Source organism: Aquimarina spinulae, assembly GCF_943373825.1.
Lineage (GTDB): Bacteria > Bacteroidota > Bacteroidia > Flavobacteriales > Flavobacteriaceae > Aquimarina > Aquimarina spinulae.
In genome coordinates, this window is the sequence record NZ_CALSBP010000002.1 from 279,761 (window position 1) to 293,929 (window position 14,169).

Here is a 14,169-nt window from a genome sequence, read left to right on the forward strand (position 1 = left end):
AATCTTAATTTAAATCTATAACAATATAATCAATATTTTCAATCATCCCTTCTGTCTTTATAATACCTTCTAAATCTCCTTCTGGTAATTTTCCTCCAGGAATCCATTGTGGGTTTGTTCCAGATTCATTTCCTGTAGGCATTTCGACTTTATACTTAGGCGTTAATTTAAAATCAATTCTTATTACCTCACCTCCTTCTAATTGGCTTTCAGGTATTCCTAATTTTTTAGATCTTTCGGATAATGGTAACTTTAATATTTTATCTATTTCAGATTTTGTTGATACATATTCGGTCTTACCTTTATCAGGCTTCCCTACTCCATATTTCTCATAATCTTTCTTTAAAACAATCCTTGAAGCAATTCCTTCTCTTGTAAATTTTGCAATATGTGCATCAATATATTTCTGAATTAAATATTCAGAAGGATTCGGTCTATTCCTTTTCCCCATATCAATGACTTTTTGCTTGTTCCATCCTGGTTTCCATGCTTTAGCTAACTCTCCACCAATATCATTAACCTTCTTAAAACCAACCTCTTTTCCTTTTCTTAAGATGACATCTTCTTTATATTTGCCGGCAACTTCTGCTCCATCTGCCTCATCCAGGAATTTTTTCTTGATTAGGTTTCCTTCGGTATCTATACGTGCTATTTCTGTATTTTCACTATCTACTATTTTTACTTCTCCCTTCTTAATACCAGAAAACTTAATTGGTAACTCTAATTTAGAATCAAATATCTTATTTGCTTCTTCGAGCCCATCTATTAATTTTTGTTTATTAGCAGTAGATCCTTCTACCATCAATTTTTTAAACCCTAGAAATGAATCCTGATCATCATAAGTAAAACGATCATGGGTTTTAGCAAGAATCTCTAGGTTTTTACCATCATTTGCAAAACGAATATTTCTAAAAGGCTCTAATATTTCCCATGATTTCTCAAGGCTTGCCTTTTTATCAGGTGATGCATTGTCATACAGTTGTTTAATATTTTGATGTTTATTCTCTGGTAAATCAGACAAAACAATTTTAAGCTTAGGAATTCTAATACCTTCTGTAACTTCAAGTCCCTCAATTAATCTCTTCCTTTCTTCTGGTTTATCCTTAAGAAATTTTGGATCACTTTTTACTTTATTTAGTAAATCTCCTGCTCCCTTCTTTAACTCTGTCTCTTGAGGCTTTGTAAGTTTATTATTAAGTTGTTTCCCCAGATCCTTTACTTTTATTCCTTTTTGAATAATACCCAGATAAAACTGTACAGCCTTACAAGTTTCATCTGTCTTACAAGTTTCTGAATACTTTAATAAAGTCTCAACAGTAGATAACCCCAACTTTACATTTTCAAAACTATTAAGTATTGTAGCAAATAAATTACGGTCTTCATAAATTTCCCAAAGTTCTTCTAAGTTAGCGTTATTACCTATTCTTCCTGCTATTTCCCTTAGTCCTTTAAGAGTTTTTTCTCTATCTGCTCCATCTGGTATTAAATCAGGGTTATCCTTTATTTCTTTATGTAGTTTACCTGCAGTCTTCTTTAATTTAGCGCTTCTTTTCACCAAATCACCATATCCAATTCCTAATCCCAATACATCACCAAAAATCCCTAACATATCGCAATATGTCTTTTCTTTTTTCGTCTGAGGTTGTTTTGGTGAGTCGCAAGGTTTAGAGTATTTAACTAATAAATTTGCTGTAGACACCAATACATCTAATCCTTTTAAGCCTTCAAAAAAGCTACTTATCTTACCAACGTTTTTAAGATGTTTTAGTTTAGTTAAATTACCTACTCCGCTACCAGTCAACACGACATCTATTACAAGTTCTGCTTTTTCCAGGTTTTTTCTCAGGTTATCTCTCTTTACATTTCCTGCAAAAATTATTGCTGGTATTTTTTTTGTAACCTTCGAATTATCTCCATTCTCAAAGATTACCATAACTGGCTGATAATATCTATATTTTAATGCTCCCTGCCGATTTCCCATATCAGCAGGAATAATTAAATGTTCCTTATTAAATACAGCAGAATCATAAGTTACATTTGGAAACCATGATTTCCCATCGTAATGAATTAAATGAGAGGTTCTAGGTGTTGAATAATCTGCAACATAATCAATATATGCATATGCACTTTCGTCTTCATATTTACTATTATTCCATAACTTATATAAGACATTAAGCAGTCTAGAGAAATTATTTTCATTTCCGGCCCATAACCAAGCAGCATTTACATCTTGTGTTTGTTTAAAAAGCTTTTCTAGCAATACATAATCATCAAGTAAAAACTGTAAGATTTCGTTATTAAAAGATCTTCTATCTGTGGATGGGGGTGTTTCAAGTAAATCAAGTATCAGGTCTTCATAATATTCTGTTAACCAATCTTCATTTGCTTCTAATGTACTTACAATCTTAGAGATAATTCTATACCTTGTCTCAGCAGAAAAATATTGTATACCACAATTAGCTATACTTTTTAATTGCTCAAAATGCTCTTTTGTTAATTTACTGTTTTGTAATATTTCCTTTACAATTTTATTTGTTTCATCTCTTATCTGAGACTTATCTTTAGGAAACAGATATTCTCGTAGTCTATCTAATTCTCTAGAATCTGCTCCCGTACTGGTCCTTAGTATGTATATCTCAACATTTTTATACAACAAACTATAACGCCAAGGCCCATTTTTCTTACGACTCTCTGGGTTTTTACCTATTTCTACAGCTTCATATACAGCTTTTCCTTCAAAACTTCCTTTATCAATTTTGATCTTTATATCAGATCCTTTCCATTTTGTACTGAAAGTTCCTGTTTTTCCAAAAACCGAGGTATCAAAAGAAATAACACCATTTGGATCGGTAGTGTTTATATGTGCGCATCTTATGATTTGAAATATCTTATCTACAAACTCTGTATTTGTATATTGTCCTTCATCATCATTCTGAAACCAATACAATTTAAATCCTGGAGCAAAGATGTTTTTCCAGTCCATATGGTTAAAGGCTGTACCTCCTTTATAATCCATCATAAAATGGGTAGTTGCTTCTGTAGTACCATATTCCTCGAACGGGTGTTCGAGCCCAAATACCCCGTGCCCCAGCTCGTGAGCTATAGTTCTGGCATCATCTGTAGAACCTTGAAATATATACCCAAACTGACTTTTGAGCGGCATAAACCCTTCTATCTCTCTGTTTTCATTAGAGTTGACTCCTTTAAAGTCGGTAACAAAGACATAGTATGCATCTTGCTTGTACTCACTAGTGGTTTTAAAATAAGCATTGATCGCCGCTTCTTCTGCACTGTAGTGAGATAACAACCCACTATCTCCTGCATTAAGCACACCATACGGCTCTTCTTTATCCCAGATACTTTCTGGTACCTGAAATCGTTGTCCTACGGTGATATTAAAATTAACACCAACCTTACTATAGATCTTTTTAATTTCTGCTTCAACCCGGTTTACCTTAGCTTTATTTACAGGAATCAGTACGATATTAACATCGGTAAATGCTTTGCTACCCAAATGCACTACATTAAGAACTCCTGCAATCGTACTTTTTTCACCTTTTCCTTTTTTTACAGTTGCCAGTACTTTGGTTATTGCATAATCATAAGATTTTTTAAGAGTTAATGTCGCTACATTTTTATCCCAGCTAGCCGGAATTTCTACACCACTTTTTGTTTTAAATACAATATCTTCGTTAGCAATCGAATCATCGCTAAAATCTGCTACGGCTTTAACAAAATCATTTCCGCTTATATTAGATATTGCTTTAAATGCCGGAGTATACGTTCCTCCTCCCACTACAGGAATAGAGGGATAAAATTCTTCTTTGCCTAATTTGTCTTTGGCACTGTCTGGTAATGCATCAAAATTATAATAACCCGATTCTATAAATGTAATCAAGACTCCTGTTTCTGAGATCTGCATAATCTCATTATCTTCTATTCCTTCTGTATTAGTAGCTGTGGCAGGCCCATCTTCTGCCATTACACCATCTAGTGCCCTCACCGTACCGTTTTCTTCTACCCTCCAGACTTTATCATCACTACCCGAAATCTGTAAATCTCTCCCTCCGGGTACGAGAGCTTCCTCACCATTGGTTCCTGTAATAACTACCGCTCCATGCTCATTGATTGTGATACTTTCTATAACAAATCCAACCTCTACCTGGCTAGTTTCTCCCTCATCACCGGTAATAATTTCTACTACATCTGTATTGATATCTACGGTCATGGTTTCACTTTCTCCATACACCGGATCATATAAGGTTACGATCTCTCCCGCTGCCAATTGATTCTCTGTATTGATCAGAATGTTATTAAATTTTACTCCATAGTGGGTTGACCTCAAATATGGTATCCCTACATAACCTCTTCCGGTAATACGACCATCAGCCTGATTATCAATTTCTACTATTCGAACAATAAAATCTCCCGCGGTAATTCTGTCTCCAATCTTTAGACCTGGATGTCCTTCTTGATTAGCTATAGCAATAGGGTCTGGTGTAATCCCGCAATCATAATTTGCAGTTTCATCTTGTGTTGTATCGGTAGTGACCTCCTGCACATCAGAATATTCTCCATACTGATATTTACATTTCGCCTTTACTTTATATTCGTATGTGGTACCAGGTTTAAGATCCCATATAGTTGTCCAACCACTATTGGTACGTTTGGTAAACCAATATGCATTAGGTCTATTGGCTTCTCGGTATGCAATAGTATATTCGCTATATTCTGAAGGATCTTCACCCCAAAAAACATTGATTTTTGAAATCCCTTTGGGCGTTGCAGATACATTATCCAATGTTCTACATGGTGACGTTTTAGAGAACCAAAAAATCTCGCTATTTCCTTCATTCTTAAATAGACCAACCTCTTCAATACCTTGTAATGCTTTTGCTTTTACGCGCCATGCATATCGCTTCTCTGGTAACAACTGCGGTTGTGCAGGACCATATACAAATGAGGTAGATTGGGTTGTAGTTTCAAAAACAGGAACCTGAGATAAAAATGCAGTTTGTGGATCTACCTGGTCATCCCAAATCTCTACAATACTAAGTTCATACTTTACATTACTTACATTAATATGTCTTGGGGTCCACTGAAAAACAATATTCTCTACATCTGTGGGTTCTATATTGGCCCCTTTAAAAGGCAGATTTAGTAATGGAGGTTCATTATTGTATATAAAAGCATTTGCACATGTCTTTGATGATAAACGGTTACCTGTAGAAAAGTCAAAAACTTCAAAACAAAATTGATAACTACCTTCGGGAATAGTGCTACCATAGATATTCGAATTGATACCCTTTATATTTTGAAATTCGAAATAAGGGGCTAATACTGTAGTGGTGAGTACCAAAGGAACTCCCCCATCAATAAATAATGAGGAAGCACCTATAACAACATCTCTGCTTTCGAAAGCAATACCATTACCTTCAAAATATACTTTTAATCGAATTTGCTCATTAGAAATAGTGATATCGCTAAGTAGCAATTGCACCCGCAACGGACTATTGATTGTAGCCTGATCTGCATAATTATAAAAATTTACGGGAGCTGGCGGATTAATTTGCGGAACAACAGTAATAGGAAATCGTTGTGCCATCATTTGACCAAAACCATACAATATAATAAACAGGGTAAGTATCAGTTTTTTCATAGGTTAGTTCTTTTCTATATATTTTAAATCAAACTTATCCGGGTCGGTATAATTCAGAGATTTTTTCAGATAAAAATCAATGATCTGGGTGATCATATATAATTTTATTTTCTGATCATCTTCCTCTTTATCTACCATACGGAATATATTATCTTTTTCCTGCTCCATTACTTCTTTTAGGAACGCATCAGGATGCTCTACTTTTTCTATAGTATTGTAACTCTTTATGATAGGTAATGTCCATCGATGTCCTATCAATCGAGCCAGAGCGGTTTCAGAATTTTGTTGCAATTCTTTGTATCTATTCTTTAATTCTGGTGAAGATTTCTGGCGTTGTTCTTCTGTTCTTTTGTGCATACTATGGTTATCCACTGCAATTTTTGCCCTTACAAAAGCTTTTTCAAATGCATAATCAAGACGTAACATATCCTTTCTTAATTCTGTAAGGATTTCAAAAACCAATTGATTATACCCTGCAAGAAAGTCTTCGTATTTGTATAATTCTTTTAGGAAATTAATTGCTTCTGGCTTATACTCTTTTGCCTTTCTTACATCGGCTACTACCAATCGTAACACCGTAAGTTCTTCTTTCTTATATTCGGGGATATGGTTAAAATGAGGATCATTTTGAACATTCTCTAAAAGGATGTCTATCTCATCCATAGTACCATGATACAAAGAATCTCTGTATCTGAAATCAAGTATCTCCTGCCCTCTGGATTTTCTGCGCCTTTTTAGCTTACCGGCTTTTTGTTTTCTTTTTCTCTTAGGTAATTTTATTTGAGGATTAAACTTGCCAAAAGTATAATTATAACCAAAGGTTACTGTAAAATCTCTGCCCGATGTTGCGGCATTTCTAAACTGAGTTAAGATGTTAAGGTTAAAATTATGCCTCTTTAGGTATGTATAATTCCCCCCCATTCTTATATTGATAACCTCTCCTTGCTTTTCTCCGTTGCTATTACTTTGATTATAACTTGCCGAAGCTGTCGTTCTTAGTTTTTTGTCAAAGTATTTTTTGGTTGCAGATAATGTAGGGCCATAAGTAAGGCTATTATCCACACCTATAGTATTATAACTAACATTAACAGCAGCAGAAATATTTAAATCAGTATTAGGGTATCCCAGGGTATATGATGCATTTCCGTTATAGAAATTAGAATCTCCATTTTCTACAGTTTGACCACCTTGCTTGTTTGTAGCATTTTGAAAAGACAATCCAACGTTAATATTTCGTTTTTGGTCTTCGGTGTCCTTTAAAAGATAATTTACATTAAGATTTGCATTTTGTGAAATTTGCTGAAAATCTAATGTATCCAGATTATCGTTTTGGGAGACTTCGTTGATATAATCAAACTGATTCTTAATATTAGTATAGGATTGAAAATTAGAATACCCTCCTGTTATATTTAGTTTTTCTGAAGCAGTGTACCCAATAGTAACGGCACTTACTACTCTCTGTAATTGTGTATTCTTTGTATTATCAAGATCATCTCTTTGAAGGCCTGCGTTAAAAGCGATATTAATCTTATTTTCGAATAAATTCTGGGTAGCATTAAGCGTAATATTTTCGAGATCATTATTAAAAAAATAAGCTCCCAATGTTTTATATTCGGGATCTATATATTCATATCCAATACCTACTGTACCATGTCCTACAGGGTAAGAGAAATTAGCATTATATGCCTTATAATGCTGGGTAGTAATATTATTATCTATTAATGCAGATAACACAAATGGGGTTCCTTCTTCTCCTTTTGCATTTATATCTTCGGTTATTGCGGATGAAGCCACTTCTGCACGAATCTCTCCCTTACCAAAAAGCTTTACTTTTCCTTCTATACTTACAACTACATTATCTTTGGGTTTTAACTCATATTCTACTGGCACAGGCTTCTCAATAGAATTTTTATCATCAGAAGCTTTGAAAAAGATTGCTCCAATAGAAAATTTTTCAAAATCATAGGACGCTTTTACTCCATACCCCATCCTTTTATATGCAGGCTGGGATTGTGGATCATCGGGATTATATTCTGATTCTTTAAGCAATCGTCCATACATTGCACTAATCTTAAAAGGTCCTTCTGGAGTAAGGTCTACCCCCAACCCTGTAAATTGATGTCCGCTTAAAGTATATGGTGAAAATGTCATACTTACATCCCCAATATGTGTAGTCACCCACTTATATGATGGGTGTATACTTAATCTATTAAAAGAAAAAGGGTTACTGCTCTGAAACTTTTGATTAGAATATGAAAATGAGAAAGGAATATTGTACACCTCGCTAATATTTAAATTAACGTTACCCGTAAGGAAATATGTAAATGGTTCCCTACTAGATTGTCCATCATAAAAGATTGCATTTGCTGCCACGCCTCCAGTTAATTTAAATAATTTTGCTTTTCCTATTTGACCTAAATCCTGGCCAAATGCAATAGTTGAGAAGCAAAATAAAAAAGCAAAACAGAGTATTTTTGGGACCAAATAACAATATTTTCCTAATAAAAAACCTACGACATTATCCTTTTTCAATGGGGTATCCAAAAAGCTAAAATACTTTTAGTAAAACTTCTTAAAACTATTCATATCTATAGTACACCACCAATTAACCAACTTATAATTATGCAATTACACATAACATTTCACTTGATTAGACATATTGCTCAATTCTGTAAACATATATCTCATTAACAAGTCATTATTTTAAATGATGGTTTACCATACTATTTATATGGTTCAAAAATACTTTGGAATGTTTAAGGAAAACTCACGGTTTTCAGGGGTTTTCATATTTAGGCATAATCCCCCTACTACTTGAATATAAAAAAGGAGGTGTCTTTATTTTTAAAATGGAATAGTGAAATAGAAAGTACTTCCACTTTTTTCTTTAGATGTAAGCCAGATTTTACCCCCATGGGCTTCTACAATTTTTTTGCAATGCGCCAAACCAATACCTGTACCTTCATACTTATCTCTGGAATGTAACCTTTGAAAAATTGCAAATATTCGTTCCTGGTGCTCTTTTGGTATCCCAATACCATTATCTTTTACAGAGAATTCCCAGAAACCTTTTGATGCGTCTTCTGAGTCATTTTTTTGGACACATGCAATATCTATCTCAGGAATAGTATCTGGAGGACTAAATTTAATACCATTACTAATGAGGTTTTGAAACAATAATCGAAGTTCTATTTCTGAGCCGTTAACTACAGGTAGATTCTTTACCCTAATTTTTGTTTCTGTTTTTTCGAGAACAACCTTTAAATCCTTTTTTAATTCTTGTATAAGGGTATTACAATCAACAGTATCGTACTCTTTACTTCTTCCTAATCGAGAATATTCTAATAATGCGTCAATCAATTTTTTCATTCGAACACTGGCGTCCTGAATAAAAGTCATACTTTCTTTTCCGGCTTCATCAAAATTTTCTCCATAATCTTCTGCCAATAACCCAATAAAACTCGATATTGTATTTAAAGGCTCCTGAAGATCATGACTTGCTATGTATGCAAATTGTTCTAATTCTTTATTTTTTGCCTCTAGCTCTACAGATTGCTTGTATATTTCCTGGTTTTTATGCTTCAGCTCTTGATTATATTTTTTCTTAGCCCGATAATTCCTATACACAAAAAAGCTAATGGTAAGAGTAAGGAGTACCAGAGCAATAAGTAATATGTTTACTTTTTTATGAGTATAAAGTTCTGAAGCTTGTTGGTTTAATACGTTCTCCTGTTCTTTGATCTTTTCTTTCTGCTCTTCCAGAAACTCATTTTGCTCACTAATTTCCCGGTTGCTTTGTATAATTTTTTCTTCCTGACTTTTTATAAAAGCAACTTGTTCCTGGATATTTTTTTCGAGCTCTCTTTCGATTACAACCTTTTCTTTATATTTTTTTTGTTGTATTTCACTCTCAGAATAAAGGCTTTCTATCTTTTTATTTCTTCTATTAATCTCTCCTTCTTTACTATCAATTTTTTCTAATTGATCTGTTATTTTTTCTTCCTGAAATTGTATTTGTTTTTCTTTGTCTTTTAATATCGCCTCTTGCTTATCTTTATCCTCTTGTACCTTGTTTAAGGTTTTTTCTGTTTTTCGGTATAAACGTTTCCATTTTTCTGAAGAAGTGATAGCGTGTTTTTCTAATGTAGGAGCAATGGTAAACCTTTCTTTTTCTATTCGGCTTTCATTAATCTCATATTCAAAAGAATCTCCTACATTAACCATATTAATCATAGAAGCATTGAAGTTATAATCCTCTCCAACAAGCATTATGTTTTTTCCTGAAATCTTACTAAGGATATAATGCATATCATAGTTATACTTATGATTTACATATAGTAACTGAATATCTTTTACATTCTTAACAAATTGAAATCGAACAATCTCTACTGGTTTACCATGGATCTTACGTCTTAGAGACATTGCCTTTAAATCTAGTATTGTTCGATCAGGCCCAAGTACTCCTATTTTAAAATTTGGTTGTTCTTCTATAGTTGGCCAACCTATTTGTTGTGCAAAGTTAAAAACAAATATAGCTCGCTGTAATCTTTTTACTTCTTCATTACTTGTTTCCTGGGCCTTTATTTTTGCAGAAAAACTCGTGGTAAGAATGCATAAAAGTATAGCTATTACATTAGTATATGCTGTCGATATATATTGACGCTTATACATCATAATTTAAGTAATAGTCTTACATAATAATTCGATCCGTTAACACCAAACTGTTGCACTCTCCTACTATACATAAAATTTCCTTCTTCTGTATTAGCAGCATGTTTATGTTTATCTGGATAAACATTAAAAACATTATTCCCTCCAAGGGTACATTTTATATAATCGCTAACTTGATATGATATAGCCATATCTGTTACAAGTTTAGGAGAGAAAACCTGATCTCTGGATTCTACATTTCCTGTAAAATCATTTACTACCCAATTTAGAGAATTCCCATCATTTGGATGAATAAATTTTACCTTACCAAAAAGTGTATTTACTACCTGAAATCCAAACCGTTCAAAGTCATAAGAAAGCAGTGAATTTATTTTATAACTAGGTTGTGCAAATTCTACTCTGGCAATTTCCTCTCTATTAAACAATACTTCTTCTTGCCCTACTAATGTTTGCGAAACGTTAATTGGTCCTTTTACTTTGGTCTTTGTAAAATTACCTCCAAGAGAAGCATTAAATTCTCCTGTACCGAGAGTTGTTTTAAAAAACAGTGATAAATCGGCGCCAGATGTTCTAGAGTCTATTGCATTTGTAAAAAATTGAGCGGCACCAACATTAAAAGGCTCCAGTATTTCCTCATATCCTTCTGCAAATCTTCCCGAAAGAACAATTCTATCCTGTATATTGATTAAGTAATAATCGAAACTAAACGTAATATTATCGTTTAGTTTTCCGCTGAAACCAGTATTAAAATGGCTTGATAATTCAGGTTTTAAGTTGCCGATATCAAAAGCTTCTGTAGCAACAGCACTTTCATTATTAAAGGTACCAACCTGTACACTTTCTCCATTAATAAACTGCGTACTTATATTCTGAAAAAATACCTGATGAAGAGAAGGTGCTCTAAACCCTGTAGAAAACCCTGCTCTAATACTAATTTCATCCCTAACCCTATATCTACCTGATAGTTTCCAGATCGCCTGACCTCCAAAATCATTATATGCTTCATATCTGGCGGCTCCTCTAATTAAAAGTTTGTCTGTTATATTTGCTTCGATATCCAGATATCCAGAACTATTTGTCCTAAAACGATTTAATGCATTTTCTGGTTGAAAACCAGGAAAAACCTGCGCTCCAACAATTCTGGGTAATTCTACTCCAGAAGTATCGGTATAGGTACTTCCTCCATCAACATAAGAAGCTTCTTCTCCCGCAACGATTTCATAATTCTCTACTCGAAGTTCTGCTCCAAAGGCTACATTTACACCACTTAGCCAATCAAATGTTCTTGAGATATCAAGGTTTGTCGTATTTTGCTTATAGATAAACCCTCCTGCATGAAATGTTCTGGGTGATGTTACTCCCAAAGAAGCATTATTAGAATTATTTACAGTATAATCTAATCTATTAACTCCAATAGAATGGCTAAAATCTACATTCCATTCGTTTTTAATTCCTCGTATTCCTCCTGTAATTGCATCATCCTGAATATCGGTAAGGATTTCTGGAGAAAAACCATTTGGAAACAACTCTAAGACTACCCTGTTTTCATCTTTAGGAAAACGATAGAATCCTTTTGAAGTCCCTTCTCTATAATTTCTCCCTCCATGCATATAAAATGTTGCATAATCAGACATTATTATTTCTCCATTAAATGATAATGCAAGATTTTGGGTTTCTGCACTTCCGATCTCCATTACTCGTCTACCAGAATATCCTGTCTGTGCAAAAAAATTGTTTTCCTCAATTAGTGCTTGATCGGTTGTAATGTCATTAGAATATACTGTACCCGTATAGTCTCCAGATCTATTAATAGACTCTCTATCTCTATATTCTGCTGTAACGTTTATATACCCTTCTTTTCCTATTTTCAATCCAAAATTTGCAGAAGAATATACATTAAGCCCATCTCCTTCGGTGTTTATTGCTACCCTATTATCGAGTTGAATAATTTCTGTTTGCTTTTTTAAGATAATATTAATTACTCCCGCAATAGCATCAGAACCATATTGAGAGGTGGCCCCATCTCGTAATATTTCAATGCGTTCTATAGACGCTATAGGTATCGCATTAAAATCGGTACCTACCGATCCTCTACCCACAGTACCATTAACATTTAATAAAGAACTATTATGCCTGCGTTTCCCATTAACCAACACAAGTACCTGATCTGGCCCTAATCCTCTAAGTGTGGCTGGATCTATATGATCTGTACCATCTGCTATTGTTTGATGTGTAGAATGAAAAGAAGGAATCAGATAATGAAGAATGTGACTCAATTCTACCTGGGACGAATTCGTTAATTGTTGCGGTGAAATAATATCTACAGCAGCAGTATTTTTTAAGATTGATTTTGGTTTAGCCCTTGATCCTAAAGAAACGGGTTGATCGATCGAGAATCCCGTTTCTAAGATAAAATCTACCTTTGCAGTATCTCCAACCTTAACCAGTATTGTTTTAGAAACCGAAGTGTACATCACAAATTCTGAAGTAACTATATACTCTCCCTCATCAACATCAAAGCTATAATTACCATTAACATCTGTTGTAGTATTTTTATCTGTACCTTCTATTACTATTCTTGCTCCTGGTAGATTACCAAATTGATCAGAGACATTACCTAATATTACTGCTCTTGATTGAGAAAATGCCCCAGAAACAAAACAAAGAAATAGTACACCAGTAAGGTATAACCTATACTGAACTAACACAACAGGAGGTTTTTTTTTAGTGCGTGTCTTAATATGTTTTTTTATTTAGATTTTAAATAGATTGCTTTGTGCGCATCCAAAACTATCATAAGTTCATTCAAAATACAAATATATATGGGGGCAATATCTGAAGTTATAGTATCTTTTTATGTGATTCTAAGCAAGAATCTAACTCTGACGATTTAAAATATTTTGTCACAATCTTGCAAACATTCTCTTTAGTTAACATTTTTTGTGCATATTCTTTTATTTCTAGAATACACTCTGCTTTTTCTTGATCTTCTTTACTTAACTCTGTTCCCAACATAAGTATTATAATAGATCCCTTATACTTATCATCTAATTTCTGGTATTCGGCAATAAACTCCCAACCATCCATGACAGGCATATTAATATCCAAAAAAATAATTTCGGGAACAATTTCGGATTGAATATGATCTAGTGCTTGTTTTCCATTTTCTGCAATAAAAACCTCTTCTACGCATTGTACTTTTTCAATAATTGTTTTATTAAAAAAGTTAGTTGCTTTACTATCATCAATGAGAAGAAAACGTTTTAATTTTTTCATCATCAAAAATGGTTTTTTAGCACATCATCCAATAAATCCATAGATAATGGTTTATTGATAAAATCATCGACCGAATGATTTTTGGCAGATGCTCTTACATCATCTGGGTTAGAAGAAGTTGATAATAAAATCACTTTAATATCTGCTGTTACTTTTTGATCCAGTTTAGAAAACTCGGTCAAAAACTCCCACCCATTCATTGCAGGCATATTGATATCCAAAAAAATAAGGTCAGGTTTTGTTGCTGTATTATTCTCTACAGCATTAAGATAATCTAGAGCCGCCATACCACTTTGCACAGTATTAACCTGATAAAAGTCTTCGTGTTTGGTAACAACTCTTTCGTTAAAGAAATTCGTGGCCTTGTCATCATCTATTAACAAGACACAATTCACCAATGTATTCATTTAATTTCCCAATTACGCTCAAAGGAAATAAACTTATTTGATATGACCATAACAAAACTAAATTTTATGAAATAGTTTTCGTTTAACAACACAAATTTAACGGTAAAATGTATTTTCTAAAATTACTTTTCTGAAATAAAGGAATTTATGGTTTAA

Annotated in this window: 6 protein-coding genes; all 6 read right to left on the minus strand. The window is 33.5% G+C overall.

The features are described 5' to 3' along the window. Positions 1-4 precede the first annotated feature (4 nt). The 6 genes from NNH57_RS06920 to NNH57_RS06945 all read right to left on the minus strand — a co-directional run bounded on the left by NNH57_RS06920 (position 5) and on the right by NNH57_RS06945 (position 14,013). Positions 5-5,659 (minus strand): fibronectin type III domain-containing protein, encoded by a 5,655-nt coding sequence (locus NNH57_RS06920; protein WP_108809413.1) that lies wholly within the window; start codon positions 5,657-5,659, stop codon positions 5-7. 3 nt (positions 5,660-5,662) lie between these two features. Continuing rightward, entirely contained in the window at positions 5,663-8,203 is a 2,541-nt protein-coding gene (locus NNH57_RS06925; protein WP_108809412.1) for a porin family protein, read from the minus strand. A 300-nt stretch (positions 8,204-8,503) separates the two neighbouring features. Then, positions 8,504-10,333, minus strand: coding sequence for a YfiR/HmsC family protein (locus NNH57_RS06930; RefSeq protein ID WP_108809411.1), 1,830 nt, complete (start codon positions 10,331-10,333; stop codon positions 8,504-8,506). Beyond that, a complete protein-coding gene (locus NNH57_RS06935; RefSeq protein WP_074409226.1) occupies positions 10,330-13,038 on the minus strand; it encodes a TonB-dependent receptor in 2,709 nt (902 codons plus the stop codon). Before NNH57_RS06935 ends, NNH57_RS06930 begins: the two co-directional genes overlap by 4 nt. 133 nt (positions 13,039-13,171) lie before the next feature. Continuing rightward, on the minus strand, positions 13,172-13,609 hold the full coding sequence (locus NNH57_RS06940) for a response regulator (protein ID WP_074409227.1): 438 nt from the start codon (positions 13,607-13,609) through the stop codon (positions 13,172-13,174). Beyond that, complete coding sequence (locus tag NNH57_RS06945) at positions 13,609-14,013, minus strand: response regulator (protein ID WP_025664175.1); 405 nt, start codon at positions 14,011-14,013, stop codon at positions 13,609-13,611. The genes NNH57_RS06940 and NNH57_RS06945 overlap by 1 nt, the downstream gene beginning before the upstream one ends. Positions 14,014-14,169: the final 156 nt, after the last annotated feature.